We start from the raw sequence: 19,215 nt of genomic DNA on the forward strand, positions 1-19,215 counted from the left end.
AGAATAAAACTCCGGTTGAAAATGCTGCCGCAGAAATTCGGCTGCGGGCGTGATGTGCGCTTGGTCGCCAACAAAGTCAAGCCCTTCGAGACGAAGTCGAACGCTTTTTCGTCCTGCCATCAAGCTGCATGCGGCAAACGCCGCCAGAGCAGAAAGGAACCGGTGGCAATGAAGCCCATGGTGGGGATGAGCGTCGCGAAAGCGACCAGCGGATCGCCCATCAGGGCAGCGATGGCTCCGCCGACAAGACCACCGCCCATCTGGAAAAATCCCATCAATGCCGAAGCGGCACCAGCCATGCCCGGAAACGGTGCCATGCCTGCCGATGTCATCACCGGCATGACCAGAGCGATCCCGAAGGCAAAGAGCGCCATCGGCGCCATAACCAGCAGGTAGGATGGTTCCAAGAAGCTCAGCAAAACAATAATGATACTACCGGCAATCACAATTGCCAGATAACCCGCCATCGCAAGCAGTCGCGGATTGTAGAACGTCATCAGACGACGAAACAGCAACCCGCCAGCGAGATAACTCCCGGTCTGCAGCAAAAGGCCCATTCCAAAATGGGTGGCCGACATACCAACCCGCCCCATCAGAATGAAAGGCAGAATGGTTGCAGCCGTATAGAGCGCTCCCGTGGTGCCGCCAACACCAAGGCTCGCATAGATGAAATGGCGGCTTGTCAGCAGAGTTCGGTAAGAACGAACCAGCTCACGCGGGCGGATGCGGCTGAGATCGCGTGCCACCGTTTCCTTGATGACGAAGAGCGCCATCAACACGACCAGCAATCCAAGGATCACCATCACCACGAAAATCGCGTGCCAGCCGAAGAACTCCATGGTGAAACCGCCGAGCGTCGGCGAAATTGCAGGCCCAATCGCAATCACGATACCAATGAGATTCATCACGCGCGCCGAGGCTTCATGGGTGAAAAGATCGCGCACGATGGCGCGGGAAACCGTTACACCGACGGCAGAACCCACACCTTGCAGAAAGCGTGCAGCCAGCAGGACCTCTATCGATCCGGAGAACAACGCCAAAACGCTTGCGGCCAGATAGATGCCCATGAATGCAATGGTGATGGGTCTGCGCCCAAAGCCATCAGACAGCGGCCCGCAGATGAGCTGGGCAAAGCAGAAACCGGCGAAGTAGATGGATAGCGTGAGCTTGACCAGCGCGTCCGTCGTACCGAAGGCATGAACAATCTCGGTCATGGCAGGTGTGTAAAGCGACATAGACATTGGGCCGATAGCAGCAAGCAATCCGCCCACTATACCGACACGCAGCTCGCTCATCACCGGGCGTTCGTTTTCCTGTTCCGGGCGATGCTGCGGCTGGACGTTCATGAAATGCGATGCTCGTTTACGACCGGCTAGGGTCTTCAAAAAATAGCCCGCGATATTGGCGACCCGCGCGCAAGCAATCCTTATTCGCAGTGCGGAACAGGGTCAAGCAAAGGCGGCTTCTCACTTTATTTGGCTGTTCAGACCCTTGCTCCACCGGCAAGTAAATCCTAAGTCTGGTTCACCTCGAATTCATCTGAACCGGAGTTTCATCATGTCCGACAAGACTGCCTACAATCACGCGCTGACTGAATGGAACGGACCGCTGGGCCTGCCGGATTTCACCGCTTTCAAAGATGACGATTTCGCATCCGCATTCGATGCCGCGTTGGCTGCGGACCTCGCAGAAGTGGAAGCCATCGCCAAGGCGACGGACGAAGCGACCATCGACAACACACTCAAAGCTCTGCAACTGACCGGCAAAGCGCTCGACCGCGTATCCGCAGTTTTCTGGATGCGTGCTGGCGCCCATACCAACAACACGATCCAGACTCTGGAACGCGAGATAGCGCCGAAAATGTCGCGTCATTATTCTCGCATCATGATGGACCCGGCGCTTTTCGCCCGCATTGACGCGCTTTATGAAAATCGCGACATGCTGGACCTCGACACCGAGACCAAACGCGTTCTTGAAAAGACGTGGAAAGGTTTTGTCCGCTCCGGAGCCAAGCTCGATGAAGCGGGCAAGACGGAGCTTGCAGGCATCAATGAAAAGCTTGCCGGACTTGGCGCGCGATTTGGTCAGAACGTGCTGAAGGATGAATCGAGCTGGGCCCTGTTCATCACCGATGAAGCCGACCTCGCCGGCCTGCCGGATTTCCTGAAGAACGCCATGCAGAGTGCCTCCGCCGAACGCGGCAAACCTGATTCCTGGGCGGTTACGCTATCACGTTCGATTGTCGAGCCATTCCTTTCCTTCTCCGAAAACCGTGAACTGCGTGAACAGGCGTTCAATGCCTGGGCAAAGCGCGGTGAGAATGGCGGCGAAAGCGACAATCGTGAAATCGTGCGCGAAATGGTGGAACTGCGCGAGCGCAAAGCCCATCTGCTCGGTTACGCCAACTTTGCCGCCTACAAGCTCGACGACACCATGGCCAAGACACCTAAGGCAGTCATGGACTTGCTTGAGCCGGTCTGGGACAAGGCGCGCGCCAAGGCCCATGAAGAAGAGGTCGAACTGGAGCGCCTGATCGCAGCCGATGGCGGCAATCACAAGGTTGCTCCATGGGACTGGCGCTTCTATGCCGAAAAGCTGCGCGCCGAACGCTTCGCCTTTGATGAAGCGGAACTGAAGCCATATCTTCAGTTGGAAAAGATCATCGAAGCCGCTTTCGACGTAGCAGGCCGTCTGTTCGGCATCCGCTTCGAGGAAAAGAAGGGCATAGCCGCATGGCATCCGGACGTGCGGGTGTTTCAGGTCTTCAATGCGGATGGCAGCGAACGCGGCCTTTTCCTTGGCGACTATTTTGCGCGCACCTCAAAGCGTTCTGGCGCATGGATGAGTTCCCTGCAATCGAGCCACAAGCTTGACGGCGGACAGAAGCCGATCATTTACAACGTGATGAATTTTGCGAAACCAAAGGCTGGTGAACCTGCCCTGCTCTCGCTTGATGATGCGCGCACGCTGTTCCACGAATTCGGTCATGCACTGCATGGGCTTCTCTCGGATGTGACCTGGCCCGCCGTTTCCGGCACCGCCGTTTCCCGCGATTTTGTGGAACTGCCGTCGCAGCTTTACGAACACTGGCTTACAGTTCCGGCTGTTCTCGAAAAATACGCCGTGCACTATCGCACAGGAGAAGCCATGCCGAAGGCGCTCCTCGACAAGGTGCTTGCGGCCCGTACTTTCAATGCAGGCTTCAACACGGTCGAGTTCACCTCATCCGCGCTGGTGGATATGGCGTTCCATACCGGCAAGGAAAAGATCGCTGATCCGCTCGCTTTCGAGGTAAAGACGCTGGAAAAGCTTTCCATGCCGGATGCGATTATCATGCGTCATCGCACGCCACATTTCACTCACGTCTTCTCCGGCGACGGTTATTCCGCTGGCTACTACTCCTATATGTGGTCGGAAGTGCTGGATGCAGACGCTTTCTCGGCATTCGAGGAAACCGGCGACGCCTTCAATCCTGAACTGGCGGCGAAGCTGAAGCAGCATATCTATGCCGCTGGCGGCAGCCGTGACCCGGAAGAGCTCTACAAGGCATTCCGTGGCAAGATGCCGACACCGGACGCGATGATTGAAAAGCGCGGATTGAATTAAACCAAAAACAAAAGGCCGGGAAACCGGCCTTTTTCAGTTTTTATGAGTCAGAATATTCACGAGCCGACCGTACGGGTCACGCGTGTAGAAACGACGCACACCCCATTCCTCATCTGCCGGACCATATTCGACGGGAAATCCCAACGCGATTGCGCGCTCCAGCACGACATCGACATCATCGACCTCGATGGAAAGATCGGGCACCGGTGTGCCCGCCCCGCCCTCATTCATGATGCTCACCTGTACCCGTGCCTGCACATCCGTGGCATAGGTGACGATCCAGCCGAAATCCATCGCCACATCAAGGCCCAGCAAGTCGCCGTAGAAGCGCTTTGCCGCCGCAGCATCGGCGGCTGCAATATTGGCAACGATGCGGCGGACGGCCATCAGTATTCGCCGAGCTTGATGTCCGGCGTGTAATCGACGCCGTCGACTTCCTTCACCACCGGCTGACCGCAATGCATGACGCCGGTTGCTGCGTTGAAAGCATAGGTCGGCGAACCATAGAGCTGCCAGCCCTTGTTGAGCGCCGCCGTGACGCGATGACAGAATGCGGAATCATCCGGACCTGTGATGAAACGATATAACTTCATGCTGTTACTTCCTCTGTTATAACTTTACGTCCGCCTTCGCGAGCACGCGCTCGGCCATTTCAAGATGAAGACGTTCGACCATCTGCCCGTCGAGCGAGACGACGCCTTTCTCGGCATTTTCAGGCCGGGCAAAGACTTCAACGACAGCGCGGGCACGGGCCACCTCGTCCTCGGTTGGTGAGAAGGCCCGGTTAGCCGCTTCAACCTGGCCTGGATGAATCAACGTCTTGCCGTCGAACCCCATGGCGGCACCTTGCGCGCATTCTGCCTCGAAGCCAACGCTATCCCGAAAATCATTGTAAACGCCGTCGAGAACGGTGATCCCGCCAGCGCGCGCTGCGAGAATGATCTGCATCAGCCACGGGACGAGATAAGGTCGCCCCGGTTGCGGGCGCACACCGGTTTCCCGCGCAATATCGTTCGGCCCGACGACGAAACAGGCAAGCCGCACCGCCGAACGATGCCCAAGAACGGCGATTTCGTCGGCGTTGAGAATACCGCGCGCGGTTTCGATCATCGCCCATACACCAACTGCCGGATCGGCATCCTGACGATCAAGCCGGTTGGCCGCGTCGATTATATCCTGCGGTCGTTCAGTCTTGGGCAGAAGGATGGCGTCCGCCCCCATCTTCGCAGCCGCCGCGACATCATCCCTGCCCCACGGCGTTTCCGCCGTATTGACCCGTACAATCCGCTCGAAATTGACCTTCGGATGGCTTGCGAAATGCACCGCTAGCGCATCGCGCGCCGCGACCTTCGCCTCCGGCGCGACGGAATCCTCCAGATCATAGATCACGCAATCCGCTGAAAGGGTCAGCGACTTCTCAAGAGCGCGAGCATTGGCGGCAGGAACGAAGAGAACAGAACGGCGGGGACGAACAATAGTTTTCATGTCCCGATTTGTGCACGGAACCACCCTGCTGCGCAAGCGCCGAGAGCGCGAGCAGGCGGGCCCTTGAAATCCTGTATCGACACGCCTATTTTCCAGCTTTCGGTTGGAATGCACCCGCCGCCCGCAGCCTTACGGCCATGGTAAAGCATTCTGAAACTTCGTTTTTGTTCCGGTGACGGCAGAAACGGCAACGCGGGCACCCGTTCATGAAAACGCCGCTCACAACCAGGAGCGAAAACAATGACCACAGCTATTATCGCTGGGACCAATAACGCTGACTTCAAGCATCAGGCCCGCCGTCTGCGGCAGGCTTTGAGTGAGGAAGGCATCACCATCAGCCACGGCAAGGCACTCGACCTTGTAGCGCGCCAGTCCGGCACACGTGACTGGAATACGCTTGCCGCCAATGACGGCAAGGTGGCGCCCGCACCAGTTGAGGACGATACCGCGCCTTACCGCGTCGGACAGCGCATTACCGGCATGTTTCATACCACGCCGTTCGATGCCCGCATCATCGCCGTCGAGGAAACGATCAAGCCCGAACTCTGGCGCATCACGCTTCAGTTCGATCCGGCCATCGATGTGGCGGTTTCGCCGAACCTCTCAATGCGGCGCAGGCGTTATACGATCGTCGTTGGCACAGATGGCAAATCCCGCCGACTGACCGGCAGCGAGACCGGTGGCGTCGCCCTCAACGTCGGATAATTGCGTGAACTGCGTCAATGACGCATGATCCGGAAAACTTGACGCGGTTTCCAGACAGGATTATGCGCATAACCCGACAGTCGGACTATCCGGCGCGCTTGTCCGCGCGTCGGATATTTCGCGAAGCGGGTCGGGAGTTGCGACCTATTGGGCAGTTTCGGCCTCAAACGTTGACTCTCGGTCAAGCTGATGTAAACCAGTTTGCAAATTGCAAATTCCCAACCGACAGGTTCAGGACATGGATAAGTTCACCAAGCTCACGGGCGTTGCCGCCCCCCTGCCGATCGTCAATATCGATACGGACATGATCATCCCGAAGGATTACCTGAAGACGATCAAGCGCACGGGTCTGAGCAAGGGTCTTTTCGCCGAAATGCGCTTCAACGAAGACGGCACCGAAAACCCGGATTTCGTCCTGAACAAGCCGGGCTATCGCAACGCGCAGATCCTCGTTGCTGGCGACAATTTCGGCTGCGGCTCCTCGCGCGAGCATGCGCCATGGGCTCTGCTTGATTTTGGCATCCGTTGCGTGATCTCGACCTCATTTGCCGACATCTTCTACAATAACTGCTTCAAGAACGGCATTCTGCCGATCAAGGTCAGCCAGGAAGATCTGGACAAGCTGATGGACGACGCCTCGCGCGGCGCCAATGCGACCCTTACCGTCGATCTCGAAGCCAAGGAAATTCACGGTCCGGATGGCGGTTCGATTTCCTTTGATGTCGATGATTTCAAGCGCCACTGCCTGCTCAACGGTCTCGATGATATCGGCCTGACCATGGAAAAGGCTGGCAGCATCGACACATTCGAGGCCAAGCGCGCTGAACAGCGTCCCTGGGCATAATGTCGGTATGCACTATATATACTCGGCCAGAATGCCCGGTCGCAGGTCTGGCGGCCTGCACAAGTGAATAGGACACGATTGGCTGGAATGGCCAGAGAAGATCAAAGCGGCGACTGGGCGGGACGTCTCTCGCCCTCGCTGGACGAAATAGAATCCATCGCGATTGAAGCTCTTGCGCATCTGCCGCAGGAGTTTCGTGCGTTGTGCGGCGACATCATCATCCAGATCGCCGACTTTCCTGACGACCAGATCATTGAGGATATGGGGCTGGAAACGCCTTTCGACCTGCTCGGCCTTTTTGAAGGTCGCGGCATCGGCGAACGTTTCAGCCTGCAGACGGGCGAAGGCCCCAATCGCATCACGCTCTACCGCCGTGCGATCCTCGACTATTGGTCCGAACATGAAGAAACGCTGGGCGATATCATCACCCATGTTCTGATCCACGAAATCGGCCATCATTTCGGCTTGTCCGATGACGATATGGAAAATATCGAGGCACAGGCCGAGTAGAACCGCTCGAGCAGGATCAAAGCGTCAAGTTTTGTCGTTTTCGACGAAACCATCGGCAGTTCCGGCAGTTCCTCCTTGGATTCTGGCACAATCGCATACAGATATTGCATTGAGAGAATGCTATAGATTCTCCTGATGCAACTAGCGGTCTGATTCCGACATTTGCATCCCTCGGATATGAGCGCCGAGCAAATGTCGGAAGCAAAAAGACTACTAGTAACCTTATGAATCTAGTGGATTTTTCGAATTTGACGTTTGAAACGGGATTTATATCGGACGGGTATCAAACGTCAAATTCAATTCACTAGAGTAGCGATATGAGCATTTCCCCTGCCATCTACCAGCTTCTCCTCGTATATGTGACTTACATCATAGCAGCAGGCAGCCCCGGTCCGAGCACAATGCGGATCATGGGCGTGGCGATGGATCAGGGCCGCAAGTCAGGACTTTTCTTTGCCGCCGGTGTTGTCACTGGCTCCATTTTCTGGGGCGTGATGGCCGCGACCGGCGTTTCGGCCATCCTCACACGATTTGCCGAAGCTCTGTTCATCCTGAAAATCTTCGGCGGGCTTTATCTGCTTTATCTTGCCTTCAAGGCCGGACGGGCGGCCATGACATCGGACGAAGCATTGGCTATGCGAACTTCCGGCAGCAAGGCAATTTTGTCCCATGGGGAGCTTTATCGCCGTGGCCTTCTGATGCATCTGTCAAACCCGAAGTCCATCCTGTCCTGGATCGCATTGGTTACGCTGGGGCTTGGCGCCAATTCCTCATGGCCACATCTGGCAGCATTTCTGGGCGGCTGCATCGCGCTCAGCGTGACCATTTTCTGCGGCTATGCCATCGTATTTTCCACTATGCCCATGGTGCGCCTCTATCGTCGCGCGCGCCGCTGGATCGAAGGCGTACTCGCGGCTGTTTTCGGCCTTGCCGGCATCCGCCTGCTTCTGTCGCGCTAATCCGTTTGAGAAATGAGCACCATGAAACTCTTCAAAGGTCTTTCCGCCTTTCCGCTCACACCAATCGATGCCGCGGGCAAACTCATGGAGGATACGCTCTGCGTCTTTCTTGAGCGCATCTGCGAGGCGGGAGCGGATTCTATCGGTCTTCTGGGAAGCACTGGCAGCTATGCCTTTCTCACGCGGGAACAGCGGTTGCATACGATCAACACCGCCGTCAGGTCTATCGGCGGCAGAACACCGATCATCGTCGGCGTTGGTGCGTTGCGGACAGATGAGGCGCAAGCACTGGCGCGGGACGCCGCAGATGCCGGTGCAGACGGGCTGTTGCTGGCGCCTGTTTCCTATACACCGCTGACACAGGAAGAAGTGTTCCAGCACTTCAAAGCCGTTGCCGAAACGACCGACCTTCCCCTTTGCATCTACAATAATCCCGGCACGACAAAGTTCATCTTCAGCGATGAACTGATCGCACGGCTTGCCAATGTAAAGAATATCAGCGCGATCAAGATGCCCCTGCCCGCAAGCGGTGAATACGAGGGTGCCATCTCCAAATTGCGTTCGGAAGCGCCATCAAGCTTCGTCATAGGCTTTAGCGGCGACTGGGGTGCGGCGGATGCGCTTCTGGCTGGCGCGGATGCCTGGTACAGCGTGGTTGCAGGGCTTCTTCCCGAGCCAGCGCTGGCGTTGACGCGCGCGGCACAAAGCGGAGACAGGGCGGAGGCGGAACGCATCAATGCAGCTTTCACGCCGCTTTGGGATTTGTTCAAAGCCCACAGCAGTTTCCGCGTAATGTATGTCATTGCCGACCTTCTGGGCCTCGCGAAAATCGCGCCACCACGCCCGATCCTGCCACTGGGAACCGAGGTGTATGAGCAGGTAGAAAAAGCACTTGATGTATTAGCGATCGAAGTGACGCGCCGATAAGCTTGCGAAATAGAAGGCGCCCTCGTCGGGCGCCTTTTGCTTTTCTTTGTTATGCCACGCTCAGGCGAACATCAATGTTGCCGCGTGTCGCATGCGAATACGGGCAGACGATATGCGCAGCCTGAACCAGCTCTTCCGCCTTCGCCTTGTCCACGCCCGGAAGTGCCACTTGCAGCGCCACATCGAGCCCGAAGCCAGTGCCATCTTCACGCGGACCAATGCCGACCGTCGCAGTCACGGTGCTGTCTGCCGAAATGGCAACTTTCTCCTTGGCAGCAACGAATTTCAACGCGCCCAGGAAGCAAGCAGCATAGCCGGAAGCGAAAAGCTGCTCAGGATTGGTGCCTTCGCCACCCGAACCGCCGAGTTCCTTCGGTGTATCGAGAACGACACTGAGCCGTCCGTCGGCAGTCTTGGCGCTGCCGGTGCGGCCGCCGGTTGCTGTGGATTGGGTTGTGTACAGAATTGGCATTTGGGCTTCTCCTTTGGTTTGTCTCCGTAGCCAAACTTGCAGATAATTAAATTGTGCGCAATATAATTTTACAAAATTTAATTTCACAATTAAGTGACGCGCAATCCAATTGCGTATGATGTATATATTTGCCAAGGAGTTATCATGATGAAGCGCGACGATCAGGATTCCAATCTCGGCCTTTCCAACATGGTCTGCTTTGCGATCTACTCGACCGCGAATGCGCTGACGCGTGCCTACCAACCGATCCTCAGCAAGCTTGATCTGACCTATCCGCAGTTTCTGGTGATGATCGTTCTTTGGGAACAGGACGACCGAACCGTTTCGGAGATTGGCGCAAAGCTCAATCTCGATTCAGGAACCCTGACCCCTCTGCTGAAGCGCCTTGAAGCCGCCGGACGTATCGCGCGTCGGCGTGACCCGCAAGATGAGCGGCAAGTCCGCATCACATTGACCGACGAAGGCAAGGCACTGCGCATGGAAGCCGAGAGCATCCCCGAACAGGTGTTCTGCGCACTTGGTCAGCCCATCGATGAGTTGCGGGATTTACGCACGCGATTGCTCAATATACGCGGCAATCTTTCAGACAGCATTTCCCGCTAACAAAAAAAGCGCCGGTTTCCCGGCGCTTTTAATATCAGTACTGAATACAGCAGATCAGGCAGCAAGCGCCTTTGGCTTGATAAGGCCGCGCGCGACCAGCAGTTCAGCGATCTGGATCGTGTTGAGAGCAGCGCCCTTGCGCAGATTGTCCGAAACAACCCACAGAGCCAGACCGTTCTCGACGGTGATGTCTTCGCGGATACGGCTGATATAAGTCGCATCTTCGCCAGCGGATTCGTAAGGCGTGATGTAGCCACCGTTCTCATGCTTGTCGACAACCTGGCAGCCTGGAGCTTCGCGCAGAATCTCGCGTGCTTCTTCCGGCGTGATCGGGTTTTCAAACTCGATATTGACCGCCTCGGAGTGACCGATGAAGACCGGAACGCGAACAGCCGTTGCCGTCAGCTTGATCTTCGGATCGAGCATCTTCTTGGTTTCGGCCACCATCTTCCATTCTTCCTTGGTGTAGCCGTCTTCCATGAAGACATCGATATGCGGGATCACGTTGAACGCGATGCGCTTGGTGAACTTCTTCGCAGAGACAGGGTCGGCGACGAAAACAGCGCGCGACTGTTCGAACAGCTCATCCATGCCTTCCTTGCCTGCACCCGAAACCGACTGATAGGTCGACACAACGACGCGCTTGATCTTGGCAACATCGTGCAAAGGCTTCAGAGCCACGACGAGCTGAGCCGTCGAGCAGTTCGGATTGGCAATGATGTTCTTCTTGCGGAAGCCTTCGACTGCATCCGGGTTCACTTCCGGCACGATCAGCGGCACTTCCGAGTCATAACGCCAGGCCGAGGAATTATCGATGACGACGCAGCCCTGCTTGCCGATCTTCGGCGACCATTCCTTGGAAATCTCGCCGCCGGCAGACATCAGGCAGATGTCCGTATCGGAGAAATCATATGTGTCGAGCGCCTTAACCTTCAGCGTCCGGTCGCCATAGGACACTTCCGTGCCCTGGCTGCGGCGCGATGCAAGCGCGACAACTTCGTCAGCCGGAAAGCCGCGTTCTTCGAGGATATTGAGCATTTCGCGCCCGACATTACCGGTGGCGCCGACAACTGCAACCTTGAAACCCATTTTTCGTCTCCTGTCCCTCTCCGCTTCCAGATTCGGAACCCCGCAGGCCACGCGGGACTTCCGCCCCCGGGCCAGACCCGGGGAGAGGGCGAGCAGGCCAAGGGAATCAGACCGTTTTCGTGGTCGTTTTAGTAATGGCCGTGAGTGTTTTGGAAATCGAAGGCATGCGCGCTGCCCCGGCAAAAATGCCGGCAGTTCCAAGCGAAACTGACGCTACGTTGACGCGATCCACGCGGGTTCTCCTTCGTTCGCCACTGCTTTTACGCGGTTTATAGATGGAGTCAATTCTCCAACCCTTCAAGGAGCGCATTTTTTGGCGCTTAAGAGCGCATTTCGATCTGATTGGATCAGATCAGCGCTCTAATCCTTGGCTATCCACGCACATCTTATCCGATCGAAGCAGGATCAGAAATCAGTCCAGTGGGCTGATTTCCCTGCGTAGGCGTTTCACACTTTTCGGGATGCGCTTTATTAATTTTCCCTAGTATTTCAAGCCGTCAGTTCTGTCTCATACTAAAGACTACTGCACGAATCCCCTTTTTCGGTTCATCATGCAAGTGTGAGGAGAGCGCCCGGACAGTTGAGAGGAACTGTTCCCGGCGCAACAAGCGAACTTCATTTATCCGGTGAAGAAAGATCGTCTTACATTTGCCCGTCAGGGGCTCTGTTTGGGAGGACAGATTAATGGCAGTCTCGTCAAGTGCCGATGTCGGCACGCAGAAAATGACGAGCGAAGAACGCAAGGTGATCTTTGCGTCATCGCTTGGTACCGTCTTTGAATGGTATGACTTCTATCTCTACGGAACGCTTGCTGCCTTCATCGGCGCGGCCTTCTTCAACGAATATCCGGAAGCAACCCGAAACATCTTCGTTCTGCTCGCTTTCGCGGCAGGCTTCCTCGTCCGTCCGTTCGGTGCTCTCGTCTTCGGACGCATCGGCGATCTCGTCGGACGTAAATACACATTCCTTGTCACCATCGTCATCATGGGTGCATCCACGTTTCTCGTGGGCATCCTGCCCGGCTCGGCCACGCTCGGCATTTTCGCACCGATCATCTTGATCGCCCTGCGCATGCTGCAGGGTCTGGCACTCGGTGGCGAATATGGCGGTGCTGCAACCTACGTTGCCGAACATGCTCCGAACAATCGGCGCGGCTTCTTCACGTCATGGATCCAGACCACGGCAACGCTCGGCCTGTTCCTGTCGCTGCTGGTGATCCTCGGCATCCAGGCTTTGTTGAGTAAGGAAGCCTTCGCTGCCTGGGGCTGGCGCATTCCGTTCCTCGTCTCCATCTTCCTGCTCGGCATTTCCGTCTGGATTCGCATGCAAATGAGCGAGTCGCCCGCATTCAAGCGCATGAAGGAAGAAGGCAAGACCTCCAAGGCCCCGCTTTCCGAAGCATTCGGCCAATGGAAGAACGCCAAGATCGCACTCATCGCCCTCTTCGGTCTTACCGCCGGTCAGGCCGTGGTGTGGTATTGCGGTCAGTTCTACGCCCTGTTCTTCCTCCAGAACGTTCTGAAGGTCGAAAACCAGTCGGCAAATATCATGGTCGCCATCGCGCTCCTGATCGGCACCGGTGGTTTCGTCTTCTTCGGCTGGCTGTCGGACAAGATCGGTCGCAAGCCGATCATCATGGCAGGTCTTCTGCTTGCTGCCGTAACTTACTTCCCGCTGTTCAAGGCTCTCACCGGCGCTGCAAACCCGGCTCTCGCACAGGCTGAACAGACCATCAAGGCAACCGTTACTGCTGCCCCCGGCGATTGTAACTTCCAGTTCAACGCCACCGGCACGTCGAAGTTCACTACCTCTTGCGATGTTGCGACAAGCTTCCTCGCCAAGAGCTCGGTGCCTTATGAGATTGTGCAGACAGCAGCAGCCGGCACCCCGGCAACCGTCACGATCGGCGACAGCACGATCACGTCTTACGACGCGGTTCAGGCTGGAGCAGATGCTGCGGCCAAGCAGTCAGCCCTGTCTCACGACGTGAACCTTGCCCTGCAGAAGGCAGGTTTCCCGCTCGTTCGCGACCCTGCGAAAGTGACGGACAGCAAGCTTGATGCATTCGTCGCCGCCAATCCGGAACTTCAGCTGAATGCCGAAGCCATCCGCGGCGGAGACAAGACCATGGTTCCGGCTGCCGATCTGGTGAAGCAGAAGCTTCTGACCCAGACCGAAGCTGACGGCCTTGGCGTCAGCACCGATCAGGCTGTCTACACCATCCCGAATGCCGGTGCGTTCAAGATGGTCGCCGACCCTGCACAGGTGAACTGGTTCCTGACAATCGCCATCCTGACCATCCTCGTCATCTACGTGACGATGGTGTACGGCCCGATTGCCGCGATCCTCGTCGAGATGTTCCCGACCCGCATCCGCTACACCGGCATGTCGCTGCCATATCACATCGGCAACGGCTGGTTCGGCGGCCTGCTTCCGGCTGGCGTGTTCGCACTGAGCGCTGCCAGGGGCGACATCTATTACGGCCTCTGGTATCCGATCATTATCGCCTCCATCACCTTTGTGATCGGCATGATCTTCGTCAAGGAAACCAAGGGCGTCGACCTGCACAAGCTCGACTAGCCAACGCGCCTACAAACGAGAAAACGCCGCCCATCGGGCGGCGTTTTCATGTTCGTCTGATGATCTATCTGCGATATTGCGCTTCGATCTCGATCAGCTTCTGCTTCCGCCAGAGACCGCCGCCATAACCGGTCAGCGATCCGTCCGCGCCAATCACACGATGGCATGGAATGACGATGGCAATCTGGTTCGCCCCATTGGCCCGGGCGACCGCACGCACGGCAAGCGGCTTTTCCATGGCCTGCGCCAGTTCACTGTAACTCCGCGTCTCTCCGGCCCGAATGTTCTGAAGTTCCCGCCATACCCCTTGCGTAAAAGCACTGCCATGCAGCACCAGCGGCAAATCGAACGTCGGAGAATTGCCGTCGAAGAAGGCATTCAACTGCTGCTCGACGAGGTCATGGGTGCTGAAACGACCGATCCCCAGATCACCGCGACAGGTGGTATAGAGCTTCTTCAGTTCCGCTGACAGCGCCTTGCGATCAGCAAACTCCAGAAGGTGCAGGCTTCGCGCATCACAGATCGCGATCATCGTACCAAGCGGTGACTTGATCCAGTCAGCGCGCAGCAAACCATCACCCCGCAATTTTCCGGGTGGAAGCCCGAGAATACGTGCGAAGGCACTCCGAAAAGCTTCCGGGGATTCAAAACCCGCATCAATCTGGGCGTCGATGACGCGCCCGCCATCGGCAAGCGCCTGGAACCCGTGCCGCAAGCGTTCCTGCCGCGCCATTTCCAGAAATGTCATTCCGAAATGACGGCGGAAACTGCGACGGACGGTCGAGAGATCAAGCCCCATTCGGGCAACATCCTCTTCACTCCAGCGTCGTTCCGGATCGGCTTCAAGCGCATCGAGAAGCTTCTTGACGGAAGGCTCCGCCTCGGCAGCGGGTTGTAACGGATGACATCTTTTGCAGGGCCGAAAACCATCGGCCATGCATTCGGCAACCGATGCGAAAAAGCGGCAGTTTTCCTGTTTCGGTTTCCGCGCCGGACAAGTCAGGCGGCAGAAAATTCCGGTTGAGACAACACCGACATAGGCCCTGCCCTCATAAGCGGCATCACGGGCGACAAGTGCGTCGTAGAGTTTGTTTTGATCTGGGAGCGTGAACAACATGCAGCTATTCTTATGCAGCAGAGCAGGAATTTACAGCCTCAAATCGGGCGCTTATTCAAAAAAGAAAAGCCCACCATGCAAAGTGCAAGGCGGGCTTTCATCAAGCGATCTCGTCGCGCTTATTCAGCGGAAAGCTTCGAAAACTTGTCGAGGATGGCATCGCCCATTGCGACAGTGCCAACCTTGGTCTTGCCTTCCGACCAGATGTCGGCGGTGCGCAGACCATCATCGAGAACCTGCTCAATCGCGGCTTCCAGACGGTCGGCTTCATCGACGAGGTTGAACGAATAACGCAGGCACATGGCAAGCGAAGCGATCATCGCAATCGGATTGGCAACGCCCTTGCCAGCGATATCCGGTGCAGAACCGTGGACGGGCTCATACAGCGCCTTGCGCTTGCCGGTTTTGGAATCGACTGCACCGAGCGAAGCGGATGGCAGCATGCCGAGCGAGCCGGTCAGCATTGCAGCAACGTCCGACAGCATGTCGCCGAACAGATTGTCCGTCACGATAACGTCGAACTGCTTCGGCCAGCGCACGAGCTGCATGCCGCCAGCGTCGGCCAGCATATGCTCCAGTTCCACATCGGCGTGCTTGTCCTTGTGGCGAGCGGTAACGACCTGATTCCACAGGACGCCCGACTTCATCACATTGCGCTTTTCCATCGACGTGACCTTGTTGCGGCGCGTGCGCGCCAACTCGAAGGCAACATCGGCGATGCGCTCGATTTCGTAGGTGTCATAGACCTGCGTATCGATACCGCGCTTCTGGCCATTGCCGAGGTCGATGATTTCCTTCGGCTCGCCGAAGTAAACGCCGCCGGTCAGCTCGCGCAGGATGAGGATGTCGAGACCCTCGATCACTTCCGGCTTCAGCGAAGAAGAATGGGCCAGAGCCGGGTAGCAGATGGCCGGACGCAGATTTGCATAGAGCTGCATGTCCTTGCGCAGACGCAGAAGACCGGCTTCCGGGCGCACTTCATAAGGCACATCATCCCACTTCGGACCGCCGACAGCGCCGAACAGCGTGGCATCGGCAGCCAGCGCCTTCTCCATATCAGCATCCGAAATCGCCTGACCGTGCGCGTCGTAAGCGCAGCCGCCAACCAGACCTTCTTCGGTTTCAAAGCCGAGATTGAGGCCCGAGTTGAGGAAAGCGATGATCTTGCGGACTTCCGCCATCGCCTCTGGGCCGATGCCGTCGCCGGGCAGGAGAAGGAGTTTTCTGGATGCCATAATGCCAAGCCTCTGTATTGTTTCGCATATTCCGGAAAACAATGACCCGTTTTGCCAGAAATACTGCGTTCAAATCCATGACAGCAGCGAAGAGCATAAAGCCGTCCGATACCATCTTTATCAAGTTCCGCGAGGGTTATAGAGCCCTGTTGTCCGACAAGCAATAATGCGCGTGGCTGAAACTTATGAAAAAGATAGGGGCTTGTGCAGAAATTATATAACAGCCGATAGAGCGCGTGCTGTTCAGCGCTTCAGGCCGCCAGTCACCTGCAAATCGACCTGTATTTACTCTGTCAAACTGCGTGCTTCGGACGGCAGCATGATAGGTATTCCGCCCCGGACGGGATAGGCAAGCTTCGCCTTGCGCGAGATCAGTTCGGCATGTTCCGCATCATACTCCAAGGGCCCCTTTGTAAGCGGGCATACGAGGAGTTCCAGCAGTCGAACATCGATATTTCCGGTTTCCGTCTTGTCGTCCATTGGCTTATTCCTGAGATCTATTGCAGCCGCGATCCGAAATCATCGTCCTTTACTCTGGCCAATACCATTTCGGTAATGGCAATCAAAGTTGCTGCACGCGTCTTCAAATCGGGGGCCTCCAGAAGGGCCTGTTTTTCTGCCGGACCGAAAGGCGACATGATGGAGAGCGCATTGACGAGGGTTTCATTGTTTGCCCGCGTGATACTATCCCAGTCCGCTTCCAGATTGTGCGCTTCCAGATAATCGCGGAAAGCCCCCAGCAAAGCGTCCCGGTCAATTTCCGATGAATCCCGCGCCTCTTCCAGATCAGCCAGAAACGGCATGATCCGGCATTGCCGGTAAGGCTGACGGCAATTGACTTCTTCCCGCACGCGAAACCGACAGATGCCCTGCAGGGTAATCAGCAGGCGACCATCGCCCGTTTCGGCAAAGGTTGTGATACGGCCAAGACAGCCGACACTGCTCAATTGCGGACGAAGGCTTTCATCCAGCTCATTGATTGTTTCGTCATCATCGCCGTCGATTTTCGGCTGGATCATGCCGATGATGCGTTTACCCGCCAGGGCATTCTCGACCATCGCCAGATAGCGCGGCTCGAAAATATTGAGCGGAAGCTGGCCACCGGGCAGAAGCAGCGCCCCCTTCAACGGGAAAACCGGCACGGTCTCGGGTATATCAGCGCCCGTTCTGTAACGGGCATTGCCCACCTGCATTGCAACCTCCCTTTAGGACGCACCAAACATGCGCCCTAACAGTTGGAATCCCGACACTCGCGATCAGGAAAACAGAAGCGACGACAGTTTGCGCCGCGCACCGAGCGTCGCCGGATCGGCATTGCCCCATGCTTCGAAAAACTGAAGAAGCTGCTTGCGTGCGCCGTCTTCGTTCCACTCGCGATCAGACTTCATGATGAAAAGCAGCTCATTGGCCGCATCTTCACGCCGCCCCTGTGCATTACGCACCTGAGCAAGGTCAAACCGGGCCTGATAATCCTTCGGATCAGCCTGAATTCGCTTTTCAAGCGCAATCGGATCACCAATGAGCTTGACCTGATCAGCCAATGCAAGACGCGCTTCCAATGCCCGAACGGCAGGTGCATTTTGCTTGTCAGCGGGAAGCTGGGCGAGAAGTTCGCGCGCCTTTTCCGCATCGCCGGATTCCAGAAGGCAGGTCGCAAGACCAACAATCGCATCGACATTATCCGGGACGGCATGAAGAATGGACGAGAAAATCTCCGATGCCTGAACGAAATCACCAGCTTCGACCAGTTCATTTGCGGCAGTGACGGCTTCGGCAAGCGCCGCTTCCGCGTCGCTCGGTCCGCCGATCTTGGCGATGAATTCCTTCACCTTCGATTCCGGCACAGCCCCCATGAAACCATCGACCGGCTGACCGTTGACGAAAGCAATGACCGCCGGAATGGATTGAATCCCGAGCTGACCAGCGATGGCCGGATGGTCATCGATATTCATCTTGACCAGTTTGACAGCGCCACCAGCGTCCCGCACGGCCTTTTCAATGATCGGTGTGAGCTGCTTGCAAGGTCCGCACCACGGCGCCCAGAAATCCACCAGCACCGGCTGATTACGGGATTCGGCAATGACGTCCGCCTGAAAACTTGCCGTCGTCGTATCCTTGACGAGCTCCGCGCCTCCAGTAGCGGTCGGCGCCGAACCGAAAGAGACATTTGCCGTCATCTGGCCACCTGCACCGGCATAAGGATTGTTCTGGCTACTCATAGGAAATTCCTTCGTATTTTCCGACCGATGCGATGCTCCGCATATAAGCCGGTGTCGTTCTTTCAGTTCGTATCTTCGAAAGCCAATTTCAAGACGGTCGTTTCAGCAAGTTGCGCTGTAACTTAGCGCTCCGGCCTTCCACTTCAATCGCCAATTGCTATGTGCAAGAAAGTCGCCCGTTTTGAAAATCAGTTTATACCGAAGCGCCTGCTTTCGCACCTTCGGAAACGGCGAGAACACGCGGTTCATGGCCGGTGGACTTGAGGAAAGCGACAAGATCTTCGCGCTTGATGGAAGTCGTGGCTTCATTGGTCAATGGATGGCCGTTGATGACGTCATACTTCATCAAATCGGCATCAAGAACGACCTGCACATTATGTGCAGTATCGTTGACCGCGCCAAACACGGTGACTGCGCCCGGAAACACACCCAGATATTCCATCAGCTTTTCCGGCTTGCCAAACGAAACACGGCTTGCAGCGCCTAGCAGTTGATGAATCGACTTCAGATCGACCACCGCATCCTCTTCGACTGTCACGAGAAAGAAATTGTCTTTCTTGTCTTTCAGGAAGAGATTTTTCGTATGGCCACCCGGAATTTCACCACGCAGGCTTTGGGAATCCGAGACTGTGAACAAGGGAGGATGTTCGACAGTTTTTACTTCGATACCGAGTTTCTGAAGATAGTCGTGAAGCTCGCTCGGCGACAAAGGCATGATTCCACCCATTCTGTTCGGCATTGAAAATATTGCGCATGTCGTCACGCTCCTCACGCTTCGGCGACTTGCAACAGCGCTTATAGACCATGGATACATGCTTAGAAACCATGCAAAGCAAATTGGAATGTTCGCGCGAAACGCAACTG

20 protein-coding genes are annotated in these 19,215 nt (G+C 56.3%); 8 read left to right on the forward strand and 12 right to left on the reverse strand.

Translation table 11 applies throughout. The features are described from left to right. Nucleotides 1-119: 119 nt before the first annotated feature. Entirely contained in the window at nt 120-1,346 is a 1,227-nt protein-coding gene (locus tag F9K91_RS16360) for a multidrug effflux MFS transporter (protein WP_151678226.1), read from the reverse strand. Nucleotides 1,347-1,557: 211 nt separating this feature from the next. Between F9K91_RS16360 and F9K91_RS16365 the strand changes: the two genes are divergently transcribed. After that, nucleotides 1,558-3,606, forward strand: a complete 2,049-nt coding sequence (locus F9K91_RS16365) for a M3 family metallopeptidase (protein ID WP_151558563.1) — start codon at nt 1,558-1,560, stop codon at nt 3,604-3,606. A gap of 33 nt (nt 3,607-3,639) precedes the next feature. Here the strand turns inward: F9K91_RS16365 and F9K91_RS16370 are convergent, their stop codons facing one another. The 3 genes from F9K91_RS16370 to F9K91_RS16380 are packed head-to-tail and all read right to left on the reverse strand — an operon-like array spanning nt 3,640 to nt 5,091. Further along, entirely contained in the window at nt 3,640-3,993 is a 354-nt protein-coding gene (locus F9K91_RS16370) for a VOC family protein (protein WP_151678227.1), read from the reverse strand. Next, on the reverse strand, nt 3,993-4,199 hold the full coding sequence (locus tag F9K91_RS16375; protein WP_002965766.1) for a DUF1737 domain-containing protein: 207 nt from the start codon (nt 4,197-4,199) through the stop codon (nt 3,993-3,995). The genes F9K91_RS16370 and F9K91_RS16375 overlap by 1 nt, the downstream gene beginning before the upstream one ends. Nucleotides 4,200-4,215: 16 nt before the next feature. After that, entirely contained in the window at nt 4,216-5,091 is an 876-nt protein-coding gene (locus F9K91_RS16380; protein WP_151678228.1) for an HpcH/HpaI aldolase/citrate lyase family protein, read from the reverse strand. Nucleotides 5,092-5,331: 240 nt separating this feature from the next. Between F9K91_RS16380 and F9K91_RS16385 the strand changes: the two genes are divergently transcribed. From F9K91_RS16385 to F9K91_RS16405, 5 genes are all read left to right on the forward strand, one after another. Next, a complete protein-coding gene (locus F9K91_RS16385) occupies nt 5,332-5,796 on the forward strand; it encodes a glyoxalase superfamily protein (RefSeq protein WP_061347736.1) in 465 nt (154 codons plus the stop codon). 238 nt (nt 5,797-6,034) lie between these two features. Next, nucleotides 6,035-6,640: a 3-isopropylmalate dehydratase small subunit gene (leuD, locus tag F9K91_RS16390; RefSeq protein WP_061347735.1), complete on the forward strand. Its 606-nt coding sequence runs from the start codon at nt 6,035-6,037 to the stop codon at nt 6,638-6,640. 87 nt (nt 6,641-6,727) lie between these two features. Beyond that, nucleotides 6,728-7,150, forward strand: a complete 423-nt coding sequence (locus F9K91_RS16395) for a metallopeptidase family protein (RefSeq protein WP_012092734.1) — start codon at nt 6,728-6,730, stop codon at nt 7,148-7,150. A 317-nt stretch (nt 7,151-7,467) separates the two neighbouring features. Then, on the forward strand, nt 7,468-8,109 hold the full coding sequence (locus F9K91_RS16400; RefSeq protein ID WP_151678229.1) for a LysE family translocator: 642 nt from the start codon (nt 7,468-7,470) through the stop codon (nt 8,107-8,109). A gap of 12 nt (nt 8,110-8,121) precedes the next feature. Further along, nucleotides 8,122-9,036 carry a dihydrodipicolinate synthase family protein gene (locus F9K91_RS16405; protein WP_167522225.1) on the forward strand — a complete coding sequence of 305 codons (915 nt, stop codon included), beginning with the start codon at nt 8,122-8,124 and terminating at the stop codon, nt 9,034-9,036. Nucleotides 9,037-9,085: 49 nt separating this feature from the next. On the opposite strand, the gene F9K91_RS16410 is transcribed toward F9K91_RS16405, so the two are convergent. Further along, nucleotides 9,086-9,508, reverse strand: a complete 423-nt coding sequence (locus tag F9K91_RS16410) for an organic hydroperoxide resistance protein (RefSeq protein WP_010658490.1) — start codon at nt 9,506-9,508, stop codon at nt 9,086-9,088. A 147-nt stretch (nt 9,509-9,655) separates the two neighbouring features. On the opposite strand from F9K91_RS16410, the gene F9K91_RS16415 reads away from it, so the two are divergent. Beyond that, nucleotides 9,656-10,111, forward strand: coding sequence for a MarR family winged helix-turn-helix transcriptional regulator (locus tag F9K91_RS16415; protein WP_151678248.1), 456 nt, complete (start codon nt 9,656-9,658; stop codon nt 10,109-10,111). Nucleotides 10,112-10,165: 54 nt separating this feature from the next. Here the strand turns inward: F9K91_RS16415 and F9K91_RS16420 are convergent, their stop codons facing one another. Then, on the reverse strand, nt 10,166-11,200 hold the full coding sequence (locus tag F9K91_RS16420; RefSeq protein ID WP_010658488.1) for an aspartate-semialdehyde dehydrogenase: 1,035 nt from the start codon (nt 11,198-11,200) through the stop codon (nt 10,166-10,168). 684 nt (nt 11,201-11,884) lie between these two features. On the opposite strand from F9K91_RS16420, the gene F9K91_RS16425 reads away from it, so the two are divergent. Further along, complete coding sequence (locus F9K91_RS16425; RefSeq protein ID WP_151558074.1) at nt 11,885-13,780, forward strand: MFS transporter; 1,896 nt, start codon at nt 11,885-11,887, stop codon at nt 13,778-13,780. Between the two features lie 64 nt (nt 13,781-13,844). On the opposite strand, the gene F9K91_RS16430 is transcribed toward F9K91_RS16425, so the two are convergent. From F9K91_RS16430 to F9K91_RS16460, 6 genes are all read right to left on the reverse strand, one after another. Beyond that, on the reverse strand, nt 13,845-14,897 hold the full coding sequence (locus tag F9K91_RS16430) for a bifunctional transcriptional activator/DNA repair enzyme AdaA (RefSeq protein WP_151558076.1): 1,053 nt from the start codon (nt 14,895-14,897) through the stop codon (nt 13,845-13,847). 119 nt (nt 14,898-15,016) lie between these two features. After that, nucleotides 15,017-16,132, reverse strand: a complete 1,116-nt coding sequence (gene leuB / locus F9K91_RS16435; RefSeq protein ID WP_151678231.1) for a 3-isopropylmalate dehydrogenase — start codon at nt 16,130-16,132, stop codon at nt 15,017-15,019. A 285-nt stretch (nt 16,133-16,417) separates the two neighbouring features. Continuing rightward, nucleotides 16,418-16,612 carry a Trm112 family protein gene (locus F9K91_RS16445; RefSeq protein WP_061347729.1) on the reverse strand — a complete coding sequence of 65 codons (195 nt, stop codon included), beginning with the start codon at nt 16,610-16,612 and terminating at the stop codon, nt 16,418-16,420. 17 nt (nt 16,613-16,629) lie between these two features. Further along, entirely contained in the window at nt 16,630-17,325 is a 696-nt protein-coding gene (locus F9K91_RS16450; RefSeq protein WP_151558082.1) for an LON peptidase substrate-binding domain-containing protein, read from the reverse strand. 63 nt (nt 17,326-17,388) lie between these two features. Beyond that, nucleotides 17,389-18,351: a thioredoxin gene (gene trxA / locus F9K91_RS16455; protein ID WP_151678232.1), complete on the reverse strand. Its 963-nt coding sequence runs from the start codon at nt 18,349-18,351 to the stop codon at nt 17,389-17,391. A 193-nt stretch (nt 18,352-18,544) separates the two neighbouring features. Then, on the reverse strand, nt 18,545-19,066 hold the full coding sequence (locus tag F9K91_RS16460; protein WP_151653291.1) for a prolyl-tRNA synthetase associated domain-containing protein: 522 nt from the start codon (nt 19,064-19,066) through the stop codon (nt 18,545-18,547). Nucleotides 19,067-19,215 lie beyond the last annotated feature (149 nt).

This window comes from Brucella tritici, assembly GCF_008932295.1.
In the GTDB taxonomy this organism is placed as follows: Bacteria; Pseudomonadota; Alphaproteobacteria; order Rhizobiales; family Rhizobiaceae; genus Brucella; species Brucella tritici.

Bases quoted from the DNA above. Each gene is read 5' to 3' on its own strand.
- F9K91_RS16360 (WP_151678226.1), bottom strand. From the start codon at position 1,346: ATGAACGTCCAGCCGCAGCATCGCCCGGAACAGGAAAACGAACGCCCG.
- F9K91_RS16365 (WP_151558563.1), top strand. From the start codon at position 1,558: ATGTCCGACAAGACTGCCTACAATCACGCGCTGACTGAATGGAACGGA.
- F9K91_RS16370 (WP_151678227.1), bottom strand. From the start codon at position 3,993: ATGGCCGTCCGCCGCATCGTTGCCAATATTGCAGCCGCCGATGCTGCG.
- F9K91_RS16375 (WP_002965766.1), bottom strand. From the start codon at position 4,199: ATGAAGTTATATCGTTTCATCACAGGTCCGGATGATTCCGCATTCTGT.
- F9K91_RS16380 (WP_151678228.1), bottom strand. From the start codon at position 5,091: ATGAAAACTATTGTTCGTCCCCGCCGTTCTGTTCTCTTCGTTCCTGCC.
- F9K91_RS16385 (WP_061347736.1), top strand. From the start codon at position 5,332: ATGACCACAGCTATTATCGCTGGGACCAATAACGCTGACTTCAAGCAT.
- leuD (WP_061347735.1), top strand. From the start codon at position 6,035: ATGGATAAGTTCACCAAGCTCACGGGCGTTGCCGCCCCCCTGCCGATC.
- F9K91_RS16395 (WP_012092734.1), top strand. From the start codon at position 6,728: ATGGCCAGAGAAGATCAAAGCGGCGACTGGGCGGGACGTCTCTCGCCC.
- F9K91_RS16400 (WP_151678229.1), top strand. From the start codon at position 7,468: ATGAGCATTTCCCCTGCCATCTACCAGCTTCTCCTCGTATATGTGACT.
- F9K91_RS16405 (WP_167522225.1), top strand. From the start codon at position 8,122: ATGAGCACCATGAAACTCTTCAAAGGTCTTTCCGCCTTTCCGCTCACA.
- F9K91_RS16410 (WP_010658490.1), bottom strand. From the start codon at position 9,508: ATGCCAATTCTGTACACAACCCAATCCACAGCAACCGGCGGCCGCACC.
- F9K91_RS16415 (WP_151678248.1), top strand. From the start codon at position 9,656: ATGAAGCGCGACGATCAGGATTCCAATCTCGGCCTTTCCAACATGGTC.
- F9K91_RS16420 (WP_010658488.1), bottom strand. From the start codon at position 11,200: ATGGGTTTCAAGGTTGCAGTTGTCGGCGCCACCGGTAATGTCGGGCGC.
- F9K91_RS16425 (WP_151558074.1), top strand. From the start codon at position 11,885: ATGGCAGTCTCGTCAAGTGCCGATGTCGGCACGCAGAAAATGACGAGC.
- F9K91_RS16430 (WP_151558076.1), bottom strand. From the start codon at position 14,897: ATGTTGTTCACGCTCCCAGATCAAAACAAACTCTACGACGCACTTGTC.
- leuB (WP_151678231.1), bottom strand. From the start codon at position 16,132: ATGGCATCCAGAAAACTCCTTCTCCTGCCCGGCGACGGCATCGGCCCA.
- F9K91_RS16445 (WP_061347729.1), bottom strand. From the start codon at position 16,612: ATGGACGACAAGACGGAAACCGGAAATATCGATGTTCGACTGCTGGAA.
- F9K91_RS16450 (WP_151558082.1), bottom strand. From the start codon at position 17,325: ATGCAGGTGGGCAATGCCCGTTACAGAACGGGCGCTGATATACCCGAG.
- trxA (WP_151678232.1), bottom strand. From the start codon at position 18,351: ATGAGTAGCCAGAACAATCCTTATGCCGGTGCAGGTGGCCAGATGACG.
- F9K91_RS16460 (WP_151653291.1), bottom strand. From the start codon at position 19,066: ATGCCTTTGTCGCCGAGCGAGCTTCACGACTATCTTCAGAAACTCGGT.